The 24,987-nt window shown below is 67.5% G+C and carries 21 protein-coding genes; 11 read left to right on the top strand and 10 right to left on the bottom strand.

Annotated features, from left to right (window positions below; translation table 11 throughout):
• Positions 1 to 2: 2 nt before the first annotated feature.
• Both OG963_RS40005 and OG963_RS40000 read right to left on the bottom strand, forming a co-directional pair.
• A complete protein-coding gene (locus tag OG963_RS40005; RefSeq protein WP_327424600.1) occupies positions 3 to 860 on the bottom strand; it encodes a universal stress protein in 858 nt (285 codons plus the stop codon).
• Positions 860 to 1,762, bottom strand: coding sequence for a universal stress protein (locus OG963_RS40000; RefSeq protein WP_371800007.1), 903 nt, complete (start codon positions 1,760 to 1,762; stop codon positions 860 to 862). The genes OG963_RS40005 and OG963_RS40000 overlap by 1 nt, the downstream gene beginning before the upstream one ends.
• A 270-nt stretch (positions 1,763 to 2,032) precedes the next feature.
• On the opposite strand from OG963_RS40000, the gene OG963_RS39995 reads away from it, so the two are divergent.
• From OG963_RS39995 to OG963_RS39970, 6 genes are all read left to right on the top strand, one after another.
• Positions 2,033 to 2,722: a CBS domain-containing protein gene (locus OG963_RS39995; RefSeq protein WP_362273223.1), complete on the top strand. Its 690-nt coding sequence runs from the start codon at positions 2,033 to 2,035 to the stop codon at positions 2,720 to 2,722.
• Positions 2,723 to 2,862: 140 nt separating this feature from the next.
• Positions 2,863 to 3,732, top strand: coding sequence for a universal stress protein (locus OG963_RS39990; RefSeq protein ID WP_319740154.1), 870 nt, complete (start codon positions 2,863 to 2,865; stop codon positions 3,730 to 3,732).
• 28 nt (positions 3,733 to 3,760) lie between these two features.
• Positions 3,761 to 4,447, top strand: coding sequence for a CBS domain-containing protein (locus OG963_RS39985; protein ID WP_319740153.1), 687 nt, complete (start codon positions 3,761 to 3,763; stop codon positions 4,445 to 4,447).
• Between the two features lie 250 nt (positions 4,448 to 4,697).
• Positions 4,698 to 5,291 (top strand): CBS domain-containing protein, encoded by a 594-nt coding sequence (locus OG963_RS39980; RefSeq protein ID WP_319740152.1) that lies wholly within the window; start codon positions 4,698 to 4,700, stop codon positions 5,289 to 5,291.
• Between the two features lie 12 nt (positions 5,292 to 5,303).
• Positions 5,304 to 5,930 (top strand): CBS domain-containing protein, encoded by a 627-nt coding sequence (locus OG963_RS39975; protein ID WP_371800006.1) that lies wholly within the window; start codon positions 5,304 to 5,306, stop codon positions 5,928 to 5,930.
• A 139-nt stretch (positions 5,931 to 6,069) separates the two neighbouring features.
• A complete protein-coding gene (locus tag OG963_RS39970; protein WP_327424597.1) occupies positions 6,070 to 6,945 on the top strand; it encodes a universal stress protein in 876 nt (291 codons plus the stop codon).
• A 168-nt stretch (positions 6,946 to 7,113) separates the two neighbouring features.
• Here OG963_RS39970 and OG963_RS39965 read toward each other — a convergent pair whose 3' ends face one another.
• The 5 genes from OG963_RS39965 to OG963_RS39945 all read right to left on the bottom strand — a co-directional run bounded on the left by OG963_RS39965 (position 7,114) and on the right by OG963_RS39945 (position 15,328).
• Complete coding sequence (locus tag OG963_RS39965; protein WP_371800005.1) at positions 7,114 to 9,798, bottom strand: cation-translocating P-type ATPase; 2,685 nt, start codon at positions 9,796 to 9,798, stop codon at positions 7,114 to 7,116.
• Between the two features lie 166 nt (positions 9,799 to 9,964).
• The gene (locus OG963_RS39960) at positions 9,965 to 10,420 is read right to left on the bottom strand and encodes an Hsp20/alpha crystallin family protein (protein WP_371800004.1); all 456 of its coding nucleotides are present in this window, start codon (positions 10,418 to 10,420) and stop codon (positions 9,965 to 9,967) included.
• Between the two features lie 69 nt (positions 10,421 to 10,489).
• Positions 10,490 to 12,916 carry a phosphoenolpyruvate synthase gene (ppsA, locus tag OG963_RS39955; protein ID WP_319740147.1) on the bottom strand — a complete coding sequence of 809 codons (2,427 nt, stop codon included), beginning with the start codon at positions 12,914 to 12,916 and terminating at the stop codon, positions 10,490 to 10,492.
• 330 nt (positions 12,917 to 13,246) lie between these two features.
• Positions 13,247 to 14,836 carry an ATP-binding protein gene (locus tag OG963_RS39950; protein ID WP_371800354.1) on the bottom strand — a complete coding sequence of 530 codons (1,590 nt, stop codon included), beginning with the start codon at positions 14,834 to 14,836 and terminating at the stop codon, positions 13,247 to 13,249.
• An 81-nt stretch (positions 14,837 to 14,917) separates the two neighbouring features.
• Entirely contained in the window at positions 14,918 to 15,328 is a 411-nt protein-coding gene (locus tag OG963_RS39945; protein ID WP_319740146.1) for a hypothetical protein, read from the bottom strand.
• On the opposite strand from OG963_RS39945, the gene OG963_RS39940 reads away from it, so the two are divergent.
• The 5 genes from OG963_RS39940 (at position 15,284) to OG963_RS39920 (ending at position 20,224) form a co-directional block, all read left to right on the top strand.
• A complete protein-coding gene (locus OG963_RS39940; protein ID WP_319740145.1) occupies positions 15,284 to 16,171 on the top strand; it encodes an MBL fold metallo-hydrolase in 888 nt (295 codons plus the stop codon). The genes OG963_RS39945 and OG963_RS39940 overlap by 45 nt on opposite strands.
• A gap of 312 nt (positions 16,172 to 16,483) precedes the next feature.
• Positions 16,484 to 17,134, top strand: a complete 651-nt coding sequence (locus OG963_RS39935; protein WP_371800003.1) for a CBS domain-containing protein — start codon at positions 16,484 to 16,486, stop codon at positions 17,132 to 17,134.
• A 292-nt stretch (positions 17,135 to 17,426) separates the two neighbouring features.
• The gene (locus tag OG963_RS39930) at positions 17,427 to 18,428 is read left to right on the top strand and encodes a nitroreductase (protein WP_319740143.1); all 1,002 of its coding nucleotides are present in this window, start codon (positions 17,427 to 17,429) and stop codon (positions 18,426 to 18,428) included.
• 61 nt (positions 18,429 to 18,489) lie between these two features.
• Positions 18,490 to 19,365: a universal stress protein gene (locus OG963_RS39925; protein WP_319740142.1), complete on the top strand. Its 876-nt coding sequence runs from the start codon at positions 18,490 to 18,492 to the stop codon at positions 19,363 to 19,365.
• Between the two features lie 145 nt (positions 19,366 to 19,510).
• Positions 19,511 to 20,224, top strand: coding sequence for a response regulator transcription factor (locus OG963_RS39920; protein ID WP_319740141.1), 714 nt, complete (start codon positions 19,511 to 19,513; stop codon positions 20,222 to 20,224).
• Between the two features lie 18 nt (positions 20,225 to 20,242).
• Here OG963_RS39920 and OG963_RS39915 read toward each other — a convergent pair whose 3' ends face one another.
• The 3 genes from OG963_RS39915 to OG963_RS39905 form a co-directional block, all read right to left on the bottom strand.
• Positions 20,243 to 21,958, bottom strand: coding sequence for a GAF domain-containing protein (locus OG963_RS39915; protein ID WP_371800002.1), 1,716 nt, complete (start codon positions 21,956 to 21,958; stop codon positions 20,243 to 20,245).
• A gap of 533 nt (positions 21,959 to 22,491) precedes the next feature.
• Positions 22,492 to 23,682 carry an acyl-CoA dehydrogenase family protein gene (locus tag OG963_RS39910; protein ID WP_371800001.1) on the bottom strand — a complete coding sequence of 397 codons (1,191 nt, stop codon included), beginning with the start codon at positions 23,680 to 23,682 and terminating at the stop codon, positions 22,492 to 22,494.
• A gap of 103 nt (positions 23,683 to 23,785) precedes the next feature.
• Positions 23,786 to 24,943: a methyltransferase gene (locus OG963_RS39905; protein WP_371800000.1), complete on the bottom strand. Its 1,158-nt coding sequence runs from the start codon at positions 24,941 to 24,943 to the stop codon at positions 23,786 to 23,788.
• Positions 24,944 to 24,987 lie beyond the last annotated feature (44 nt).

Here is a 24,987-nt window from a genome sequence, read left to right as displayed (position 1 = left end):
CTTCACACGAGGGGAACCGTGATCACCGGGCAGTGCGCGCGGTGCAGCAGTCCGTGGACGACCGAACCGAGCCGCATGCCCGTGTAACCGCCCCGGCCGCGGCGGCCCACGACGACAGCCAGGGCGTGCTCGGACGCCTTGGCTAGCTCCTCCACCGGATGTCCGGTCGGCACTTCGTGGGCCAGGTGCACGTCCGGGTACTTCAGCGACCAACCTGCTGTGGTCTCGGAGAGCATCCGACGCTGAGCCTGCACGGCGGCCTTCGCGTCGTGAAGCATGATCACGGGCGGCTGCCACACCGAGACGGCGCGGAGCGCGGCTCCGCGGAAGTCTGCCTCCTCGAACGCCAGCCCCAGCGCCGCCTTCGAGGACTCGCTGCCGTCAATTCCCACGACCAGGTAGGTCGGCTGTTGGGTGACGTGCTCCGCGTCGCCCACGACCACCACGGGACAACGTGCCCTTGCCGTGACGGGGACGACGAGGGAGCCGGCGCTGAAGTGCTCCGCCGTACGGTTCAGGTGTCGGGATCCGAGGACGACCATCCGGGCGTCCTCGGACAGTCGGGCGATCACCGAAGCCGGGAAGCCATCGAGCAGATCGGTGACCGGCTGCAGTTGCGGATGGCGCTCCCGGGCCCAGTCGGCAGCTGCTTCGAGAGCGTGTGACCCGGCTTGGATCATGGACATCCTGCGCGCGCTGTCATCGCAGTGCTGCGTGTCGTGCAGTGGAGATACGGCCACGACGAGCCGAAGCTCCAGCCCGCGTCGATGGGCCTCGTCCGCCGCCCAGGCCAGCGGCAGGTGCCAATCCTTGGCCGGATCGATGCCGACGACGAGCTCGCGGCGTTCAGCGGCGGCCATCACGACTCACTCCCGTGGCCGGGACCGTGCCGCGGAATAAGCTGCACTGGACAGTGCGCGTGGTGCAGGAGAGTGTGTGTCGTCCGCCCGAGGGTGCGTCCGATGTAACCGGGTGACCGCCGTCCGCCCATCACCAGCAGATCCGCGTGGTGGGATGCCTCGACCAGAACTCCGGCCACAGTGAGGCTTCCCTCAGCATCCGCCTGCACGGTCAGGGCCGGGAATTCATCGCGGATCCCGTCCGCCACCGCCGTCAGTTGGTGAACCTGTTCGCCGGCCATTCCTTCGACGTTGTCGAGCATGGTCACGGCCAGTCCGGCGGACTCGAGTACGTTCCACACGTGCAACAGCCGCAGCGATGCCTGGCGGAGCTCGGCTTCGCGCGCCGCGTAGCGGGCGCATTCGCCGTCGTGCTCGTCACGGACCGCGGCGAGCACCACTCCGGCCTCACCTCCCTTCTCAACGCCCCTGACCACGATCACGGGCGTCGTGGCACCGGCAGCAACCTTCAGACCTACGGATCCGAGCATGAGAGATTCGAAACCGCCGAGACCCCGGTTCCCCACCACGACAGTGCCTCGGAGCCCCGCGGTCCGGTGCAGGCTGGGGACGGCGGAGCTGCGGCTGAGCTCCGTGGTGATGTGCACACCGGGATACTGGTCCCTGATGGCGGCGGCAGTGTCCCGCAGCAGTTCTTGGCCCGCGTTGCGTACACGCTCGATGCTCTCCACTGAAAGGTAGAGAGCCCGGCGGTCCGTTTCGGCGGCGTGGACGATGTGCAGTGGACTGTCACGGCGTACAGCCTCGGCCGCCGCCCACAAAGCTGCCTGGCGGGCCGGCTTGGAGCCATCGACGCCGACGATGACGGCACCCAGTTCCAGCCTGCCAGTGGTGCCTTCCATGGTTCCTCCTCACCGAGAGCCGGCAAAATGGGCAGCTCTCACGCTGCCACCGCGGGGCCCCGCATGTGGAGGGCCGCTCAGGACCGCCCGGGGCCCAATGGTCCCTGTCGAGGGAATCCTGCCCTGTCCGAGCACTCGAGCCGGGTCCGACCGGTCCCGGCTGAGACCCATTCGGCCCTCCTCACTCCGGTACGGCCGGCGGATCGTGGTCTCTGAACGACCTCCGGCATTGCGTCCGTGCGGGTCGGCGAGACGGCAGGAGGAGCCTCCATGAAGCACATCAGAGTGGGAGACCTGATGACCGACGAGGTCGTCTCGGTCGTCCCGGCCACCTCCTTCAAGGAGGTCGCGAAGCTGGTCGCCCAGTACAACATCAGCGGACTGCCGGTGCTCGACGAAGAGGACCATGTCGTCGGCGTCGTCTCCGAGAGCGACCTGGTGAACCGACAGGCCGCGAGACACCTCGCGCCGAGCGACAGACCGGACGCCGGCACCGGGACCGGGACCGCAGTGTCGTCGGGAGCTGAATTCATGGCTGCCGAGGTCATGTCGACCCCGGCGGTGACCGTCCACGCAGACGAGACCGCACCGGACGCCGCTCGGCTGATGATGCGTAGTGGCGTGGAGAGGCTGCCGGTCGTGGACGACGAGGACCGACTCGTCGGTATCGTCACGCGCCGGGATCTGCTCCGTCTGTTTCTGCGCCCCGACGCGGAGATACGACGACGCATCATCGAGGACGTAGTTGTGGGCACCATGGGGCTCGGAGCCGACGCGGTCGCCGTCCATGTGATCGACGGCGTCGTCACTCTGGAAGGCCAAATGGAGAGCCGGAGCCAGATTGCGATCCTGACACGCCTTGCAGAACAACTCGACGGGGTGGTCGCGGTCGTAGGCCATGTGACCGCGCACACCGACGCCCCCGCACCCGCCCCCCACAGTGTGCCGCACATGGGCTGACCGGAGAGCTGCGAGACGCGTCCCCAAGACACGGTGGGGCTGATCGGCCCCGCAACGGGCCACATGGCCCCTCCTCCGCTCCTGGCCCGCGGGCCACACTGAGAGAGGACGACAAAGCTGCGAGACGGGAGGTTCGTGGCATGAAGCACCTCGTGACAGTCGGCGTCGACGGATCCCCCGAGAGCCGGGCGGCCGCCGTCTGGGGCGCCAAAGAGGCGTCCTTGCGGGAGGTGCCGCTGAGGCTCGTCCACGTGATCGACTGGCCCATCAGTCCAGCCGTTCCGCGGTTGGACTGCCACACGGCCGGTCGGTGGGCCGACGAGGTGCTCGCCGGGCCTCTGGAGGATGTACGGCGTCGTCACCCGCATCTGGAGATGACCACCCGGTATCTCTCCGGCAGGCCGGCCGCCGCGCTGGCCGTCGAAGCAGCCGGTGCCGACCTGCTCGTCCTTGGTTCTCGCTCCTTGGGCAGCCTGCTGGGCTTCCTCGTCGGCACGGTGGGCACGGCGACCCTTGTAGCCACCGAAACGCCGGTGACCCTCGTACGGGCGGCTGATGAACCGGAGGACGCCGAGCCGACCCGGTACGGCGAGATGATCGTGGGGGTCGACATCCACGAAGCACCCGACAAGGTTCTGGCCTTTGCCTTCGAAGAGGCCGCCCGCCGCAGTTGCGCCTTGCGGGCGATTCACAGCTGGAAGCTTCCCCGCGCCTACAGGTCCTTCCCCAACGTCGACCCCGACAACGAACGGGAAGCAGGTCGGAGTGTCGCGAAGATGCTCGACGAACTGCTGGAGCCCTGGCGCCGCAAGTTCCCGTCGGTGAACGTCGACCAGGTCGCGCTCATGGGACCGGCGGGTCCTCACCTCGTCCGGGCCTCGCTGGACGCGGACCTCGTCGTCGTCGGCCGGCACCTTCGCCGGTCCCCTCTGGGTGCGCATCTCGGACCGGTGGCCCATGCCGTCCTGCATCATGCCGCAGCCCCCGTGGCTGTCGTAGCCCACGGCTGACAGCCCCGAACGAAAGGGAAATCGGACCATGTTGCACCGTACTGTCTCCGAAGTCATGACCCGGGACGTGGCCACCGCCAGCCCAGAGGCGACACTCAAGTCGGTCGCCTGGAGCCTCGACTACAACGATGTCTCGGCTCTGCCCGTTGTGGACACCCGCCATCACCCCATCGGCATCATCTCCGAAGCCGATCTGCTCCGCAGGCAAGCCGGGCTGCCGGACACAGAGGGCCGTGACCAAATGCGCGAGACGGCCGCTGTGGACCGCCGCATAATGGACGCCCGCACAGCTGGCGAACTGATGTCCACGCCCGTGCTGACGGCCCGGCCTGACTGGGGCATCGTCGAAACAGCCCGCTTCCTGAACGCGCGCGGGGTCAAACGCCTTCCGGTGGTCGACGACACAGGAACACTCATGGGCATCGTCAGCCGGTCCGACTTGCTGCGGCCGATGCTCCGCCGCGACGACGCCATACACGATGAGATCGTCGACGAGGTGCTGGGCCGAACTCTCCGGATGACGCCAGGGGGCGTCACAGCAACCGTGCAAGAAGGGGTCGTCACCCTGAGCGGCACGGTCGAGGAACACTCAACAATTCCGATTGTTGAACACCTGTGCCTTTCCGTCGATGGTGTCGTCAGCGTCGACCAGTACCTCGAATACGCCGTGGAGGACCTGCCCCCGGATTCAGCGCGTGATACAGACGACCGCTGAGCACTCACACCATGGGACGGAAAGAGCCGACCGCTTCTCGCGGTTCCCGATCGTGCGGTGCACGGCCGCCAGCCGCTTCTCCGCATCCTCGCAATGACTCTTTCCGTCAATTTCATGAAAGCACCGTTCACGTCAGGACAACAGAGCCGAACAGTCCCCTGTGGACCCCGGGTGGTCCTACCGCCGGCAGACAACGCTGCCGACGCCGGGACATATAGGGCCGTTCGTTCTCGGAGGAATCATGAAACAAATGCGTACCGTCGATGACGTGATGACGCATGCCGTTATCCCGGTCAACCGCACAGCGCCGTTCAAGGACATCGTGAAGACCATGCGGCAATGGCGGATGAGCGCCCTGCCCGTCCTGACGGACGAGGGACAAGTCGTCGGCGTGGTCTCCGAAGCAGACCTTCTGCTCAAAGCGCAAGGTGGGGACGAGTCCCGCGCTGTCTCCGCCGGTCAACTCATGACCGTGCCCGCCGTGACGGTTACCCGAAATGCAAGCATCGCGGGTGCCGCTCGGCTGATGGCCCGCGGCCACCTCAAGCGGCTGCCCGTCGTCGACGACGACGGCCGCCTGATCGGGCTGGTCAGCCAGGGTGACCTTCTGAAGATCTATCTCCGCCCGGACGAGGACATCGCCGAAGAACTGCGTGAATTGATCATGGCTGAACTCATCCCGTCCGGCTCGGCAACCGTGCACGTCCAGGTGTCCGACGGTGCCGTCCGCCTGGACGGCTGCATCCCCGACCCATTGCTCAACGACGTGCTGGTCCATGTCGCGCGCACGGTGCCGGGAGTCGTGGACGTCACGGCCCGGCTCGACGTCGAAGTCCCCGCCTGAAGGAGAGGGACGATGAGGCATCGCAGAGTCTTCGACATGATGACGCCGACGGTCGTAAGCGTCCAGCGCGGCACCACGCTCAAGGAAATCACCCGGCTCCTCGACGAGTTCGGCATAACTGCCGTGCCTGTCGTGGACGAGCACGATCGTCCCGTAGGCGTCGTCTCCGAAGCCGACCTGCTCCGCAGTCGCAGCTCCAGGGGCCGCGCGAATGCCGCCGTCGATCTCATGAATCGCCCGGCGATCACTGCGGCGCCTGAGTGGAACGTCGTCCGCGCGGCCCGTGTCATGGAGAAGCACAAGATCAAGAGATTGCCCGTTGTCGACGGCGAAGGCCGACTGATCGGCGTCCTGAGCCGCGGCGACCTCCTACAACTCTTCCTGCGCCGGGATCACGCAATCCAGGAAGAGATCCTCGAAGACGTCCTGACGCACACACTCCGGCTCAGCCCCTCGTCGCTGACCGTCGAGGTCGCCGACGGTCTCGTGACCCTCAGCGGCACCGTGAGACGGCGCAGTCTCGTCCCCGTCATCCCGCGCCTGTGCCGGAGCGTCGATGGCGTCGTGGACGTGATCAATCGGCTCAATTACGAGCAGGACGACATGCCGGTCGATGCACGGACGGGCACCCTGGGGTAGGAGAGGGGCGTGAATCGCCAAGACCGCCGGTGCGAGGTGATGACCGCGCGGTTGTCACCGCCTTGGAAACGCCTCATTCAGATGTCCGCAAGAACGAATCCCGTGGCCGCAAGCCTGTCCCTGTCCGAGGAAGGCCATCATGAACCAACGTATTGTCGTCGGCCTCGACGGATCCAAAGAAAGCATCGCGGCGGCCCGTTGGGCCGCGCGCGAGGCGCTCCTTCGCAATGCGCCGCTGCACCTTGTCCATGCCGAGGAATGGTCGTCGCCTCCCGGTATCCCTGCCGCCAGTTCCGATGTGCGTCGCCCGTGGACGGAGGCCCTCCTGCGCGAGGCTCATGACGGTCTTCGAGAAGGACACCCGCAACTGGACATCACCACCGAGTCGTTCGATGGTCGGCCGGCCGACTCGCTGGTCGGTGTGGCAGCGAGCGCGGGCATGCTCGTCCTCGGCTCCCGAGGACTGGGCACGCTCACGGGATTCGTCCTCGGTTCCGTCGGCATGGCGGTCATCCAGGCCGTGGAGCGGCCCATTGTCCTGGTGCGCGCGGCAGAGGACGCAATGCCGCACGCCCATGGGCGGCACACGGACCGCGACATGGTCGTGGGCATCGACATCAGCCGACCGTGCGACGCTCTCCTCGCCTTCGCATTCGACGAGGCGTCACGGCGGGCCTGCACACTCCGTGCTCTGCACAGCTGGATGCTTCCCCCGCTGGCGGGGTCCGGATTCGCGTACAGCCCGGAAGTCAATGCGCAGATCACTCAAAGCATGAACACCGGCCTGGACGACATGCTGAAGCCGTGGCGGGACAAGTACCCGACGGTCCCCATCGACGCGCAGGCGACGATCGGAAGTGCCTCCGAGCAGCTCTTGGAGGCAGGTTCCGAAACAGGCCTCGTAGTCGTCGGCCGTCGCATCCGCCGGTCCTCGATCGGCGCACACATCGGACCGATCACTCACGCGGTCCTCCATCACGCCACCTCACCTGTCGCCGTCATCGCGCACGAATAGGCCACGGCCGCGACGCGCATCGTTGCTGTAGCCACCACTCAGGTGAAGCTGGGCCTTGACTTCCGGCGAGATCCTCAGACCGCTCAGCCGAAACGGGCACGCGTGACCAGCCCCTCACGTTCTCCGTCAACGGGCGCACCGCGCGCAGGTGAGCCTCCGGAACATGCGTCAGGGCTGTGTTTTTCGGTGTGCGCGTCGGACCCAACGCCGCAGTTCGTCCGTACCCCAGACAAGCACGGGGAAGGTAGCAATCAAGGCGACGACGTCGGGGGGCAGGGCGGCCGTACCGAACAGCCCTTGGAGGAGCGGCACATAGACGAGTACTGCGGTGAAGGCCAGCTCGAAGGCGATACCGGCCAAGAGCAGGGGGTTGGTGAACAGACCGATGTCTCGCAGCGCGGCGTGGTCGGTGCGGGCGGCCATCGCAGTGCCGACCTGGCAGGTGACGATGCCGGCGAACGTGGCGGTGGTCGCGGTCATGTACGCGTGGTGCAGCGCCGTGCCGGGGCCTGTCGCACTGCCGGGGTGCCAGCCCGCCCGCCACAGCACATAGAAGAAGGCGGTCATGATCAGAGCGGCGGAGACCGCGCCCAGTCGGCCCCAGCTGCGGAGAAGCATGTCGCGGGAAATCACTCCCTGCGAACTCGGGCGTGGTGGGCGGCTCATGACACCCGGCTCGGCTCGTTCGCGGCCGAGTGCGAGCGCCGGGAGAGTCTCGGTACCGAGGTCGATGGCCAGGATCTGCAGCACGGTCAGCGGCAGTGGTACGGCACCGGCAGAGAGTGCAAAGACCAGGAAGGGGACGACTTCGGGGGTGAGGTGGGCAAATATGTAGACGATGAACTTGCGCACGTTGTCGTAGACCCGACGCCCCGACTCGATGGCATCGACGATGGTGGCGAAGTTGTCGTCGGTCAGCACCATGGTCGCAGCCTCACGGGCGACATCCGTGCCGGAGCGGCCCATGGCGACACCGATGTGTGCCCGGTGGAGGGCGGGGGCGTCGTTGACGCCGTCGCCTGTCATGGCGACGATCTGCCCGTGGGCGCGCAGGGTGTCGGCCACTTTCAGCTTGGTCTCGGGTGAGGAGCGCGCGAAGACGACCTCTGCGTTCCCGTGTGCCAGGACCTGGTCGAGGTCGTGGTCGCCGATCGACTCGGACTGCGCCACCACGTGCAGGCTCGGTTCTCCGATGCCCACTTCACGGGCTACTGCCGCGGCGGTGGCACCGTTGTCGCCAGTGACGATGTGGACGCGGAGTCCGGCCTCGTGACAGCGGCGAACGGCGTCCGCGACTTCCGGCCGTGGCGGGTCGTACAGGCCGACAAGGCCCAGGAGCCGCAATTCTGTCTCCGCGTCCTGGCGCCGGGCCGGCAGCTCGGATCCTGAGGACAGCTCACGGCCGGCGACGGCCAACACGCGCATGCCGTCATGCGCGAGATCGTCCGCCGCGGCCAACGCCGCCGCATCGTGGCCGTCGGACAGGGAGCGGGACACCGATTCCGGTGCGCCCTTGACGATGACGTGCATATGCTGCGCATCGTCACCCTGGACGACCGACATCAGGCGCAGCCGTGGGTCGAAGTGGAAGAGGGCGTGACGCCCGGTGTCCCGCTGGTCGAGGTCGACGGGAGCGGCGTGGGCCGCGGCACCCTCGATCAGGGCGATCTCTGTGGGATCTCCGTGCAGTTCGCCCTGGGCGTCGCGGGAGACTGTGGTACACAGTGCGCTGGTTCGCGCCAGCGCTCCCGCCCAGGGGCCGTTTTCCCTACCGTGCTCCGGCGTCCACACGGCTTGGAGCTTCATGCGGTTCTGGGTGAGAGTGCCGGTCTTGTCCGTGCAGATGACGTTTGTGGATCCGAGCGTCTCCACGGCGCTCAGGCGTTTTATCACCGCTCCTTCGCGGGCGAGTACGCGCACGCCGACAGCAAGTGCGAGGGTGATGGTCGGCAGCAAGCCCTCGGGCACGTTGGCGACGAGCAGGCCGATCGCGAACATGAGGGAGTCAGTCAGCGGCAGCCCCACGGCCACACCGGCCATCAGGAACACCACGCCCATGGCAACCGCTACGGCGGCAATGAGCCAGGCGACCTTCTTTACCTGCTTCTCCAGGGGGCTGGGGTCACGTCGAGTGCGCTGGCTCAGCGCGGCGATACGTCCGAGCTCCGTGTGGTCGCCGGTGGCGAACACGATCGCCCGGGCCTGGCCCCCCGTGCACGTGGTGCCACTGAAAATGAGGTTGGGCTCCTGCAACAGCGGTGCCCCGACGAGTCCGGGACCGGCGATGCGTTCGGCAGGCGCGGACTCACCGGTCAACATCGACAGGTCGACTTCAATGCCGCCGTCGGCCAGACGTGCGTCGGCGGGGACCTTGGCACCCTCTTCGAGAACGACCAGGTCTCCCGGCACCAGTCCCCTCGCTGCTACGGTCGATGGGTGGCCGTCCCGGATCACCATGGCCTGCTCGGGCAAGTATTTCGCCAGCGTCTCCACCGCCCGTTCGGCCTGCCGCTCCTGAAGGAGCGCAAACCCCGCGTTGACGATGACGACGGTGACAATGGCCCAGCCGAGCACCGGGATGTCGGCGACGAACGCCAGCGCTGCGGCCGCCCAGAGCAGCAGGGCGAGCGGGTGGACCAGCTGCCGGACGAGTTCGCGCCCCAAGGGTGACCTCGCCTTGCGGCGGACCTCGTTGGGACCGTAGACGGCGAGGCGGCGGGCCGCCTCCCGTGCGGAAAGGCCGCTCGCCCCTGTGCCGAGTTCGCGCCGCAACAACGGCAGGGGCTCCAGTGGGTCGGGGCTCAGCAGCGGCCCCTGGCCGGTGGTGTGTGGGGTGGTGTCGGCTTCAGTCATCTTCCGCTCCCGGCCTCCGCCGCGGCCGGTCGGCTTCCGCTCCCGGCCCCCGCCGCGGCCGGTCGGCCCAGCGGGGGTCCGACGTGCCAGTGGCCGTGCTGTCGGTCAGCGGCGCGTCGCAACTCGTTCGCACGACAGCCGAACAACCGCCGCACCTGCCGATCCGTCACGACTCGGCGTCACCGTTGGTTGTGGCCCTCTTGACGGGGATGCTGCGTGCCGTGTCTGGTACGTCAGGCCCCATCTCTACGCGCACCGTGAGGATGCCGTCCTCGTACTCTGCCTCGACCCCCTCGGACGGAATCTGAGCCGGCAGGCGAACGGTGCGGTGGAAGGAGCCGTAACGGAACTCCGAGTGATCCTTCTCCTCCTTGCTCTCAGTGTGTTCGGCGCTGACGGTGAGGGTGTCGCCCTCGACCGTGATGTGGATGTCCTTCGTGGGGTCCATCCCGGGGAGCTCGGCGCGCAGCACGTACTGTCCCTCCTGGCTGGTCACCTCGATCGGGATCAGGTGGACTCCGGACATCGGCCGCCACATCGGGATGCGGGGAAAGTCGGTTCCGAACCAGTCCATGAGGTCGGGGAAGAGGTGACGCCTGCGCTCCATCTGGGTTCCGGACATGGTGTCCTCCGTCTCCAGTGCCTTGGCGGCGCTTTCCGCGGTGTCGGGTTCAGTTTCAGTCGCTGGACGTCAGGCCCGCTCGGGGCGGTCGGGTCCCGAAAGGGCCGTTCGGTCCTCCCCGTGCAGGTTCATTTCGGCAGCAGCCACGTGCTGCTTCACCGCGGCGAAGCTGTCCGGTGCCACTGAGATCGAGTCGATGCCGGTCTTCACCAGGAATTCCGTGAAGGCGGGGTCGTCGCTGGGGCGTTGGCCGCAGAGGCCGACCGTGCGGCCGACGGACTGGGCGCGCGGAACCAGCGTTTGGATGCTGCGCGTGACCGCGGGGTTGGTCTCATCGAAGACATGGGCGAGGGCTTCGGAGTCGCGGTCGACGCCCAGGGTGAGCTGGGTCAGGTCGTTGCTCCCGATGGAGAAGCCGTCAAAACGCGCGGCGAAGTCCTCGGCCAGAATGATGTTGGACGGGATCTCCGCCATGACGTACACCTTGAGGCTGTTCTCGCCCCTGCGTAGCCCCTGTTCCGCCATGACGGCCAGAACCCGGTCGGCCTCTTCGAGGGTGCGGCAGAAGGGAATCATGATGATGACGTTCGTCAGGCCGAAGTCGTCGCGAACCCGTCGCAGTGCCCGGCATTCCAGGGCGAATCCTTCGCGATAAGCGTCACTGTAGTAGCGGCTCGCGCCGCGCCAGCCGATCATCGGATTCGCTTCGACCGGTTCGAAGGCCCGGCCGCCGAGCAGCCGCGCATACTCGTTGGTCTTGAAGTCGCTGGTCCGTACGACGACCGGGTCGGGCCATCGAGATGCGGCGATGCGGGCCACACCGTGCGCCAGTCGGTCGACGAAGTACTGGCCGCGGTCGAGGCAACCCTCGGTGAGTTGCTCTATGGCGCAGCGGTCGTGCTGGTCCACTCGGTCGGGGTGCAGCAGAGCCATGGGGTGGGCCTTGACCTGGTGGGCGACGATGAACTCCAGGCGCGCGAGCCCGACGCCGTCGGCGGGCAGGCGCCACCAGCGGAAGGCTGCGGACGGATCAGCGAGATTGAGCATCACGCGGGTCCGGGTGGCAGGGAGTTCGGCGAGATCGGTTTCGTGCTCCTCGTAGGCCAGGAGTCCCGCGTAGACCTGACCGCGGGCACCCTCGGCACAGGAGACGGTCGCCTCATGGCCTGTGCACAGCAACTCGGTGGCCCGGCCGGTGCCGACGACGGCTGGGACGCCGAGTTCACGGCTGACGATGGCGGCATGCGAGGTCCGGCCGCCATGGTCGGTGACGATGGCGGAGGCACGCTTCATGACCGGTTCCCAGTCCGGGTCGGTGATGCCGGTGACGAGCACCCCGCCGGTCGGGAAGCGGTCGAGATCCACAGGCGAGTCGAGGACGACGACCGGGCCGGACCCGATGGCTTCGCCGACCGCTATGCCCTCGATGAGGCTCTCCCCCGGTCTGACGGTCAGGCGACAGCGACGCAGCGTCGTCGTACGGCGCCGGGACTGTACGGTTTCGGGGCGGGCCTGGACGATCGCCAGCTCGCCGGTCAGGCCGTCCTTGGCCCATTCCAGGTCCATGGGGCATCCGTAGTGCTCCTCGACGGTCATCGCCCATTCGGCCAGTTGCCGGACTTCCGCAGCTGTCAGGACAGGTCGCGAGCGCTCCTCGCCGGTCGTGTCGACGGTCCGGGTCAGGCCGTGCTCGCCATAGACCGCCTTCTTCCGCTTCGCTCCGACCCGTACATCGATCACGGCATCCAGTGCCGAGTCCTTCAGGCTCGGCTTGAAGACCGTGTGCTCGTCGGGGTCGACCTGGCCACTGACGACGGTCTCGCCCAGGCCCCACGCCGCGCTGACCACGATGACCTCGGGGAAGCCGCTTTCGGGGTCGAGGGTGAAGATCACTCCGGCGCCCGCGAGGTCCGAGCGGACCATGATCTGAACGCCGACGGAGAGAGCGACCGAAAGGTGGTCGAAGCCCGTCCGCTCCCGGTAGTCGATCGCGCGGTCGGTGAACAATGAGGCATAGCAGCGGTGGCAGGCCTGCAACAGCTGGGCAGGCCCGCGGACGTTCAGGTAGGTCTCCTGCTGGCCGGCGAAACTTGCCTCTGGCAGGTCCTCGGCGGTAGCACTACTGCGCACGGCGACTTCGGGATCCTCGCGGCCCTGGTCGCGCGCGAGCCTCTCGTACGCGGTGACGATCTCGCTCCCCAGTCCGGTCGGCAGCTCCTCAGCCATGATCATCGACCGGATCGCCACCCCCACCTCATCCAACCCGGCCCCTTCGTGCAGACGCCCGATCTGCGCTGCGATCCGCGCACGCAGTCCGTGGCCGTCGAGCAAATCTCTGTACGCGTCCGCCGTCGTCGCGAAACCAGGAGGCACCCGCACGCCTGCAGATGCCAGATGTGCGGTCATCTCTCCCAGGGAGGCGTTCTTGCCACCGACACAGCCGACATCCTGCCGACCGAGCTCTGCGAACGGTACGACCCGTCGAGCGGTTGCCATGATGTCCTCCGCCATATGTGCGGTAGCCGGGGGTTCAGTAGGGCATCGACCGACCGAAGGGGGTACGCAGATCCAGCTGCGGGCGCTTGCGCGGCTGCCTCGGCCGCATCTGCATCCGAGTGCGCTGCATCGTTGTCACCTCTCCGGAAGGCGGAACCCGAGACGGCGTTCGACTTCCACGATCGCTCCGGAGGCGCCATCGCCGCAGTGCCGAGGGGACCAGAAGCACGGGGCCGGGTGGGCTGTACGGAGGGGCCGACCGGCCCATCGGAAAGAGCAGCCCGGAGCCGGTGACCACCGAAGGGCACGCACATCTCACAACGGCGTCTGCTACGCGTCCCGGTACAGACGGTCAAGGTCGACGAGCATGACTTCGCCACGAGCATGCGCCGCATGGAGCTCGGGGCTGAACCCCGAAGCACCGTATAGGGCCAGTCGGACGTGGCTTACATCCTCAAGGGAATTGAGTCCATCCAGGATGCACCGCAGACGTTGCAGATGGTGGATGCCCATGCCGGTATGCCATCGTGCGAGCCCCACCGACAGAAGGGAACCGGCCATCGGGCCGTCCTGTCGGCGGACCACGACCTCGGCATCCAGCCCGGCCGTCGCCGACGGGTCGCCGAGGGAGCCGTACGACGCCGTGACATGGTCGGCACCGAAGACCGCCGAGTCGGCGAAGCGGACCGCCCACTCCCGGCAGACTTGAGCAAACTGCGGTCCGGCGACAAGAGAGTTGAAATCGGCTCGCGCGCCTGCCCACACCGTCTCGGCGTCGCTTTGCTCAAGAGCCGCCCTGCGTGGGCGCGCCAAGGCGTGCTCGAACGCGAGGAGCGGGTCCGCGATGCGATGGCGCTTGACCCCCGACTGCAGCCCGTCCGTCTGCGATTGGAGCAGACCGTGGTCGCGGAGGAGGGCGAGGGTCCGGGAGGCATCTGTGAGCTGCTGTCCCAGGAAGGTGGCGATTTCGCCGTGGGTCGTGCAGCCTCTGGCCAGGGCGGCAAGTACGGAGTGACAAACCCCGTGGCTCCAGGGCCCGGTCTCCTCGTCGAGGAGATGGCGAGCCTCGTGGAAAAGCGGCATGCGCGGATTCAGGACGGTGCGGCAGACCCAGGCATCGAAGTCGTCACGATCGACAGGAACATCGTCGTCGACGTAGTCGTGCCGATAGGCGGGCGTCCCGCCGACGACCGTGTAGACGAGAAAGGCGAGCCTCGGGTCGTCGATGCCCCACAGTTGCGCCGTCTTGCGGAAGTCCAGGGGCTGGATGTGGAGCTTCAGAGCGGCGAGTGCGTGCAGCGGCGAGGAGTGCGCGAACAGCCGGATCATGACCGGTGCGGTCTCACCACCGAGCAGCAATCGCGCACGACTTTCCAGTGGCGGTCTGTCGAGGTGCCGGAGGGCTCCGTGGATGACAGAGGGCAATGCCGGGCTCGCCGCGACAAGATCGGGGAACGAGTCGATGATGACGGGCAGCGGCCGGGTGTCGCCCAGCGCCAGCAAGGCATCGATGCCTTCCTTCCAATCACGCCAGTGGCTGGGCTGTGCGACCTGCCGGTATCGCGCGTACTCCTCGCCCAACCTGCGCAAGGACTCGGCTTGGGTGGCTTCCTGCCCACAGAAATAGAACCCGCCCGTGGCGCGTGCCACCGATTCCAGCAGGAGCGTTTTGCCCTGCCTGGGCCGACCCATGACGACGCCGAGGCCCTTTCCCGGATGCGGATCGCTCGAGAAGGCCATCAAGGCTGCCCATTCGTCTTCCTTGTCGAAGAGGCGATCGGGCCTGGCTGAGCGTTCAGGCTCCACGATCGAGGTCTGCTGCTGTCCGTGTACGGCATTCACACCATGCACCTCCGGAACCAGCTGAGAGCTACTCCATTCTCGGGCTCGCGGCCGTCGAGCGCGCGCTGTACCGACCATCGTTGTCACGACGAAGAGAGCGCACGGGCAGACGAAACCAACGTTGTTCCCCCGCGGCCACGGTCACCAGCCGCTCGCCGGCTAGACACACGGGCAGAGGGGATTGAGTCGCGAGTGAGGCACGCGAATCCCCAACCGGCCAGGCAGAAACTGGACGCGAATATCCCGGTGCCCGCGGTAACAGAACGTGAACGAGCAGCGCGGCACCTCCCGGAGCGGGACGGGGTCGATGCGGAGTCCGTCCGGGCCTGCCTCGAGTCCTGCGACGACCCGTTCGACGAGATCGAGGGTGCCGGCCATGGCACCCAGGTGGATACCTTCGCCGGTGGTGCCGCCCTGAATGTCTGCCACGTCGCTGAGCAGGGCTTCCTCCCAGTACCGCCAGGCGTCCGGCCCCTTCCGGCGGGCGAGGACCCAACCATGCACCAGGCTGCTGAGGGTCGATCCGTGACCGGTACGAGTCAGGTAGTAATTGACGGTCGTGCGCCACACTTCGTCGTCGAACCGGTACCCGAGGCGGTCGAAAAGTTCCTGCAGATCGGCGGAGCGGAAGGCGCCGACGTACTACTGATGGAGTCGTACGGCGATCGTCACCATGATCCCGGAAGAGCCCACGCCGCGTTCGCAGCCGTACTCACGCGTGCGCTCGCGCGCGGCCGAACCGTCGTCATCCCGGCCTTCGCGATCGACCGCACCGAGGTTGTCCTCCACGAGCTCGCCGCCCTGCGCCAGGACGGGGTCCTGCCCCGGTCTGTTCCCGTCTATGTGGCCAGCCCCATGGCTCTGGTCGCGCTCGACGTCTACCGCGAAGCACTGCGTGCCCGCTCCCCCGAGATCAGGCCCGAGATTCTCGACCACGGCGAGACAGCGATCAGCCCTGACCCGTTTCTGCCCGCGCGAACCGTCCAGGAGTCCATCGACCTCAACAGCACGCCCGGTCCCGCCGTCATTGTCTCTTCGGCCGGCATCGCCACCGGCGGCCGGGTCCTGCACCACCTCCACCGGCTCCTGCCCAATCCACGCAACGCCGTCGTCATCGTCGGTTTCGCAGCCGCCGGCATCAGGGCCCGCGACCTGGTCGACGGCGCCCACACACTCAAAATGTTCGGCGAATACGTCCCCGTACGCGCAGAGGTGGCCGACCTACCGCACTTTTCGGCACACGCCGATACCGACCGGATCATGGACTCGCTGCGCGGCTCCCCCGCACCACGTACGACCTATCTGGTCCACGGCGAGGAGTCGTCGTCAGAAGCCCTGCGGGACCGGATCAACCGTGAACTGGGCTGGACAGCGGTGGTACCCAAGCCCGGGGAAGCTGTCCTGGTCCGCTGACCGGGACCGAGCGGCTTGCACCATCTGACGCCGCGGGACTCTCCCGCGCTCCGTTACCGCCAGTGCAAGGCTGCGAGTGAGGGGTTGGAGGCGAACCATGGAGGCTATGAAGGCTTCGCTCGTCGACGTGTCGTCCGATGCGTCTCGACACCACGGCCGTAGCGGGCCTCTGCGGGGAATTCTCCCGAGTCGCCGATCACCGCGGCCACGGCCCACGAGCCGCCTGCCGCCCCGGCCGCGCGCGCTGTTGGGCACCTGTGCGCCCCCAGGGCACCAGTCGGCCGCTCGCCCACACTCACCGAGGGATTTGCCATGACCTCTGGCCGGTACACCGTCAACGACGTGATGACGAAGACTGTCGTCACCATCACCCTTGACGCGGAATTTAAAGAGATTGCCGCCGCCATGGAGCAGTGGAAAGTCACGGCCGTACCCGTCATCGAAGGCGAGGGCCGAGTCGTCGGCGTCGTCTCCGAAGCCGACCTGCTCCCGAAGGAGGAGTTCCACGACCACGCGCCCGGAATGATCGAGCAAATGCACCACCTGGGCGACATCGCCAAGGCCGGCTCGGTCCGAGCCAAGGATCTGATGACGAGCCCCGCCGTTACGGTCAAGCCTGACGCGCCCCTCCCGCAGGCCGCCCGGCTGATGGTCGACCGGCATGTCAAGCGCCTACCGGTCGTTGACGCCGATGGCAGCCTCAAGGGCATCGTCAGCCGCGCCGATCTCCTCAAGGTTTTCCTGCGCGCCGACGACGAGCTCGCGGCCGAGATTCGTCGTGAGGTCGTCAACCGGCTATTCCCCGTCTCGGACCGAGTGAAGGTCAATGTCACCCGGGGTGTGGTCACGCTCACCGGTCGTGTCCGCCACGCCACCCTTGTTCCCGTCGCCGCCCGCCTCGCTCAGTCCGTGGAAGGCGTGGTCAGCGTCGACTGCCGACTCGAAGGCCTGTCATCTGCATGAGCTGGCGATTGCCTTGCCCGCAGGCACCGAGCCGAAGGGTCCCGGCGCCATGGCGCCGCCCCGGTGAGGCGTCGTCCTGCGACAAGCACGAGCAAGCGTCTGGACGTTCGCTGTCCCGTATGTCCGGCAACACGTCCCCATCCGTCCTCCTCGCGAGAATCGAGCACCCAGTGGCCCCGCCGGGGAGTCCATCCGGCCCTGTCGAGGGACGAACGGCCCATTGGTACGGGACTCCGATCCGCCCCATTCTGAAGAGGCCATCGACTGTTCCCGTCTCTCCGGGAGACCTGCGATGCTCACCAAAACGCTCCACGACGCCACATTGACCGACCTAGTCGCCGATGCCACCACCGCGCCGTCCATGCACAACGCCCAGCCCTGGCAGTTTCGCTACGAACGCTCCAGCCGCACCCTCACGCTCCGCGCGGACCTCGATCGTGCGATGCCGGAGGCCGACCCCTCCACCCGCGGACTCCATGTCGGCTGCGGCGCGGCCCTGTTGAACCTGCGGGTATCTGCCGCCCACCTCGGCCTGGACTGCGTCACCACGCTCCTGCCCGAACCGTCGGACCCGCCCCTCCTGGCCGTCGTACGCCTGGGCATCCGCGCTGACTCCGCCCGGAAGCCGGCGGACGAAGCACTCGCGGCACTCCACCCCGCGATCCGGGATCGGCATACCAGCCGCTATCCGTTCGATGAGCGGGCCATCCCCGAGGACATTCGTGCGCGCTTCGCCGAAGCGGCCCGCATCGAGGGCGCGGACTTCGCCTTCATGACTCCGACGCATCTGGAGACCGTGCTCGAACTAATCCGGGATGCCGAGGGATACGACCGCAGGGATCCGGCGCGAGAGGCGGAACAGCGCAGCTGGACCCGGGACACAAAGACAGAGGTCCCAGCCGACGGAATTCCGGATTACGCGTTCGGGCCGCGTGACGCGTCCGATAGGGCGACCGTCCGCGATTTCGCAGGCACAGCCGTCCTCGCAGGGCGAGTACGCGTCCTGTTCGAGAACCGGCCGCAGCTGGCTCTTCTGAGCACCGCGGGCGACCGTCCCGAGGACTGGCTGCGCGCCGGGCAGGCCCTGGAACGTGTCCTGCTCACCGCCACACTTCACCACGTGTCCAGCTCCTTCGCGACACAACCCCTCGAATGGCCGGACCTGAGATGGGTCCTGCGCGACCCGGTCTTCGGCAAGGGACATGCACAAATGATCATCCGCCTGGGATACGGCCCGGCGGGGCCCCGGACACCACGCCGCCCCCTTGACCAGGTACTGACCATCGAGCCGTAGAAACTCGGGTCGTATGCCACCGAGGCAGGCGGCCGTTCGAGCAGGGAAGGCGGTGGGAGCGATGCAGCTCCCTGTAGTCGTCGGAGTGGACGGATCAGAGGGCAGTCTGCGCGCACTGGACTGGGCAGCGACGGAAGCGGCCCGACAACAACTCCCTCTGCGCGTCATCCATGCGTCATTGTGGGAACACTACGAAGGGCTGCGCCCCACATTCGACACCGAGCGTCCCGCCGAGCAGATCCTCGCCGAGCATCTCGTCGCCTCCGCGCAGGAGCGGGCGCAACGTCTCCGTTCTGAGGTGAGCGTGGCCGCCGACGTGCAGCCCGAAGACCCGGTGACCGCACTCGTCCAGGAGAGCCACGAGGCAGCCCTTGTCGTGCTCGGTTCCCGCGGCCGGGGCCGAATCGCCGGGATGCTCCTCGGATCCGTCAGCCTCGCCCTGGCCGGCCGGTCCCACTGTCCGGTTGTCGTAATTCCGATGCCCCCGCCGAGCACGCAACCGAAGCCCGGCCGCATCGTCGTCGGGATCGGAGACGCCGCAGGTCCTTCAGCAGCCGCCCGCTTCGCACTCGAACAAGCGGCGTCGCGTCAAGGTGAACTGATCGCGGTACGGGCCTGGCGCTGCCCCGCCCACGAGGCCATGGACCATCCGCTTCTCTCGGGTTCCCCGGCATCCGCCCACCGCCAACAGGCCGAGGAACACCTCGAAGACGTCCTGTCGGTGCTGGACCGCACTGGCTCCGATGCCGTCATCGAGCGATCGGTGGTACAGGGGCCCGCTCACCAGGCCCTGATCGAAGCAGCTATGGGCGCGGAACTCCTCGTCGTCGGCGCGCGGCGGGGCAGTGGACGTCACGGGCTCCACCTCGGCCCGGTGAATCACGCGGTTCTGCATTACGCGCCCTGCCCGGTGGCCGTCGTGCCCCACACCCGCTGAGCATGCCGACGATACTCGTGGCCGCGGTGCCTGAGATCTGAACGGCCGGAGCGTGGGCCCGTTCGGCCCTGGTGCGTAGCTCCTGTGCGGACGCACTATGACGGAGGGGCGGGACTGCGCAACCCTCGACGGCGAGGAGGGCACCATGAGCGACGAGACGGGGTTCTCGACCCAGAGACCGATCCGCGTGTTCCTGCTCGACGATCACGAGGTGGTCAGGCGCGGGGTGCAGGATCTGCTTGACGCGGAACCTGACATCAAGGTCGTCGGCGACGCCGGCACAGCCGATCAGGCTCTGGCCCGCGGCCCGGCGCTCCGCCCGGACGTCGCGATTCTCGATGTGCGGCTGCCGGACGGCGACGGTATCGCCGTGTGCCGGGAACTGCGCTCTCGGATGCCGGAGCTGTCCTGTCTGATGCTCACCTCGTTCGACGACGACGAAGCGCTGCTCGACGCGATCATGGCTGGCGCGGCAGGCTACGTGCTCAAGGTAATCAAGGGTTCTGACCTTGTTGCCGCCGTCCGCACACTGGCATCCGGGCGTTCGACCCTCGACCCGACGACCACCGCACGGCTGATGAGCAGCCTGCGCGAGGAGGAATCCGCCGCTGAACCCGAGGGGGACGACGCGCTGTCCGGGCTATCCCCGCGGGAGAAGGACGTCCTCGAACTGATCGGCGAAGGGCTGACAAACAGCCAGATCGGCAAGCGCCTCTACCTGTCGGAGAAAACCGTCAAGAATGATATCTCCCGTCTGCTGGCCAAGCTCGGCGTCGAGCGCCGCATCCAGGCAGCCGTGATCGCTGCGCACGCCACGGAACCTTCCCCGCCGCCTGAAGCCGGACAGCACCAGACGTAACCGTGCGGCCCCGAAACATCAGGGCAGCCGCAGTGGCACCCGCCAGTTCAGCTGGGTGCCACCCTTCCCCGACGCCCCCACTCTCATCTCGCCATCGAGCTTCTCGGCACGCCGTGCAAGGTTGGCGAGCCCGCTTCGGGAACCACCGTTCTCGGGCATGCCCACACCGTTGTCGGACACGACGAGGTTCAGCGCCCCCTCACCCACCACGAGCGAGATGTCCACCGACGTGGCCTGTGCATGGCGAGCAACATTGCTCAGCGCCTCCCCCAGAACGGCGATCACCTGCTCGGCGATCTCTGCCGGCACATCTGTGTCAATGAGCCCTCCCATCCGCAGGGAGGGTTGAAAGCCCAAGGTACGTGCGGCCTGTTCCACCGTAGCCACCGTCCGGCCTCGCAGCCCCTGGTCGGCACGGCCCGGTCCGCGTGCACGTAGGCCAAAGATCGTGGATCGGATGATCTTGATGGTCTCGTCCAGATCGTCCACCGCGCGCAGCAACCGCTCGCTCGCCTGTGGATGATCCACGAACCGCACCACGCTCTGCAGGGTCATACCGGTGGCGAACAGCCGCTGAATGGCCAGGTCGTGCAGATCCCGGGCGATGCGGTCCCGGTCCTCCAGCAGAGCGATCTGCTCGGCGGACTTGCGCCGTTCGGTGAGTTCCATCGCCAGCGCAGCCTGACCTGCGAAGGTCAGCAGGGGCAAGGTTTCCGACGTGGTGAAGGCAGGACGCTCCCGTACGCGGGCCAACAACAGCACCCCACGGGTCCGCTCTCCCGTAATCATCGGGACCGCGACAGCCGGGCCGAGCCCCGCCCACCTCGGCGGGCCCTCGGTGATCCGCGGATCGTGCCCGACATCGCGGCTGGTGATCGGCTCGCCCGCATCGAGAGCCGCGCCGACGAACGATCCTTCACGTGGCAGGACCAGACCTTGATGAATCTCGGCGTCCACACCTGACGCCAGTGCCACCCGGAGGCTCCTACCCTCCGTGGGGAGTGCCAGGACGCCGAGGTCCGCGGAGAGAATATGCGAGGCACGATCGACGATCATCTGCAGGACGTGAGCCTCGTTCACCCCGCTCAGCAGACCCGCGACGATCTCACTATTGGCTTCCTGCCACCGTTGGCGATCGCACGTCTCCGCGTACAGGCGAGCGTTCTCGATCGCCACTCCCGCCGCCACGGCCAGCGTCGACAGCACGGTCTCGTCCTCTGCGTCGAATGCACGACCGCCCCGTTTTTCAGTGAGGTACAGATTGCCGAACACTTCGTCGCGAACCCGGATGGGCACCCCCAGAAACGAATGCATCGGGGGGTGGTTCGGCGGGAACCCGTACGACGCCGGATGCTCGGCAAGCTCCGCGAGCCGCAGGGGCTCAGGATGACGGATGAGCTCGCCCAGGAGGCCGTGCCCCGCTGGCAGCGGGCCGATGGCCTCCCGCTGCTCCACGGTGACGCCCACGGGCAGGAACTGCGTCAGCCGGGTTCCCTCGCCAACCACTCCCAGGGCTCCGTACTCGGCATCGACCACAACAACTGCGGCTTCGACGATCCGGCGCAACACCTGGGGCAGATCGAGTCCCCTTCCCACCGACATCACGGCATCCAGTAGCCGGGCCGTCCCGGCAGAGCTATGGGTCACGGCATCAAGGCGCCCCTGGAGGTCGGCCGGCAACGTGCTCAGCCGACGTCGCGCCCCACCACAGCGGTCAGTTCCGTTGTCGCCCACGGTGCCTCCACCTTGCCCCACCCATCCCAGGCGGGCCACACCTCCACGGTAGGACCGACCACGACGAGGCACCTGGTGGACTCCAACCCACTCAGCCGTACAGTCGAGCAGCGCCTGGGGCAGTGCACGGAATCTGCAGGCTTCTCGTCGATCGGAACCAGCCGCGGCTGGCAGCCCGCCGCATGCGCCCGCGCGTTGCTGGACACTGTGTGCGAGCCCGATGACCGGAGCGAGGCCCCGGCCTCCTTGCATCCGATCTCGGCCGAGGCGAACACTTCCGCTTGAGTCAACGGCTGAGCCTCTACGCGGCGCAGCTCATGACAGCCTGCGATCAGAACCTCCCCTTACGTGATCCCGTACGCTCGTTCGTCGAGCGGGAGACACGCACGCACGATGCATCCAAACCTCGACATACCTACCAAAACATCAGGTCAGCGGCCTCGCGAAGTCGACAGACAAGGCCCATCGCCCGTCAGTCCAGAGGTGCCAACTATCCATCTTTTGTGCCAACCATAGATCCTCGTCACACGCGGTCAGCGGCGCACGCGCGGCATCCCCAGGCCGATCCAGGAGATGATCTCCCGCTGGATCTCGTTGTTGCCGCCACCGAAGGTGAAGATGACGGCGGACCGGTATCCGCGTTCCAGTTCGCCGTGCAGGACGGCGCCCGCCGAGCCCTCCTTGAGCGGTCCGGCCGAGCCGACGACCTCCATCAGCCAGGCGTAGGCGTCACGGCGCGCCTCGGAGCCGTAGACCTTGACGGCGGAGGCGTCCTGCGGGGTGAGGGTGCCTTCCTGGACGGCGGAGACCATCTGCCAGTTGAGGAGTTTCATGGCGTCGAGCCGGGTGTGGGTGCGGGCGAGTCGGGTGCGGACCCAGCCGAGGTCGATCACCCGGCGCCCGTCGGCCAACTTGGTGTCGGTGGCCCAGCGCTGCACGTTGTGGAGGGCGCGGATGGCCATGGTGCCGTGGGCGGCGAGGGTGACGCGTTCGTGGTTGAGCTGGTTGGTGATGAGCCGCCACCCCTTGTTCTCGTCGCCGACGCGGCGGGAGACGGGGACACGGATGTTCTCGTAGTAGCTGGCGGTGGTGTCGTGCGAGGCGAGGGTGTTGATCAGCGTGCAGGAGTAGCCTGGGTCGCCGGTCGGGACGAGCAGCATCGTGATGCCCTTGTGGGGCGGGGCGTCGGGGTCGGTACGGACGGCGAGCCAGACCCAGTCGGCGGTGTCGCCGTTGGTCGTCCAGATCTTCTGACCGTTGACCGTGTAATGGCCGGTGTCCTCGTCGCCGTCGCGCACGGCCCGGGTCTTGAGGGCGGCCAGGTCGGTTCCGGCGTCGGGTTCGCTGTACCCGATCGCGAAGTCGATCTCGCCGGCCAGGATCTTCGGCAGGAAGTACGCCTTCTGCTCGTCCGTGCCGAACTGCATGATCGTCGGTCCGACGGTGTTGAGGGCCATCAGGGGCAGCGGTACCCCCGCCTGGGCGGCCTCGTCGAAGAAGATGAACTGTTCCATCGGGGACAGGCCACGTCCGCCGTACTCCGTCGGCCAGCCGACGCCGAGCCAGCCGTCGGCGCCGAGGCGGCGGATCGTCTCGCGGTAGAAGCGTTTCTGGGCGGCGGGGTCGTCGTACCTGCTGTAGGCGTTGTCGGGAACGAGTCCGGCGAAGTACGTGCGCAGCTCGGCGCGCAACTGCTGCTGCTCAGGCGTGTATTCGAGGTGCACGGCCCCTCCAGGAGTCTCGCGGTCGCGTCGCCCGTGTGCGGCGGCGCACACAGTAGAACGTGTTGCAAGAATCCGGAAGGGCCACGGGGACCCGTCCCGTCTGTCAGCGCTTGACGGCGCGCAGCACGACGAACTTGGGGTCACCGGCGACGGTGGTGCAGTTGCCGAAGGTACGGCGCAACTGGGTGTGGTAGCCGAGGTGCCGGTTGCCGACGACCCACAGCTCGCCGCCCTGCCGCAGCGCGGTGCGCGCCCCGTGGAACATGGTCCGGGCCGTGGCGTCGGTGGTCGCCAGGTGCGAGTGGAACGGCGGGTTGTTGAGCACCAGGTCGACACTGCCCGGCGGCACGTCCGCCATCCCGTCGCCGACCACGAAGTCGGCCTCGGCGTCCGTCCCGAGGTTGGCCCGGAACGTCGCCTCGGCCGAGGCGACCGCCTGGTACGACTCGTCGATGAAGGTCACCGTCGCTTCGGGGTTGGCGAGCGCGGCGGAGGTGCCGACGACCCCGTTTCCGCAGCCCAGGTCGACGATGCGGTCCCGGCCGCTGCGCTCGGGCAGATGGTTCAGGAAGAAGCGGGTGCCGATGTCGAGGCGCTCCGCGCAGAAGATCCCGGCGTGGTTGACGACGGTCCGGCCGGAGACGGTGCCGATGCCGTCGGGCAGGTCGTAGCGGTGCGGCCACGGGCTGAGGGTACGGGCCAGGGCCGGGTCGGGGGTGCAGAAGATCAGTCGTGCCTTCTTGACCGCGAGGGAGGTGCGGGTGGGTCCGATGATCCGCTCGAACAGCTTGAGGGTGGAGGTGTGGATCTCCTTCACCATGCCGGTGCCGATGACGACGGTGCCGGCGTGCACGGCGGGGGCGAGCCGGTGCAGCTGGTCCTCCAGAAGCGCCAGACTTTTGGGGACGCGCACGAGAAGGACGTCGATCCGCTCCGGCGGCGTGTCCCTGGGCGACAGCAGACGCACGGTGTCCGGGTCGGCACCGTTGCGGACGAGGTTCGCCAGGGTGGCGCGCTGCGCGAGGTACGAGTCGGTGATCTGCACGGGGCGGTGCCCGGCCAGCACGGTGGTCAGCGCACCCCAGCGGTCGCCCACCACGACCACGGCGCCGGACAGGTCGACCGGCTCGGCTCCTTCGATCCCCTCCAGCTGCCGCAGCAGATATTCGTCGGCAGCGTCCCAGGCGCGGAACGGGTCGCGCGGGTGCTCGGGGAAGCGGGCGAGGTCGAACCCGCCCTGTGACGTCGTCAAACGGTTCATTGTGCATTCAGGCTAGCCGAGCGGCGGGGAGCGCCCACACACTC

Origin of the sequence: Streptomyces sp. NBC_01707, from assembly GCF_041438805.1 — a bacterium.
Lineage (GTDB): Bacteria > Actinomycetota > Actinomycetes > Streptomycetales > Streptomycetaceae > Streptomyces.
This window is presented reverse-complemented; position numbering and strand designations above follow the sequence as displayed.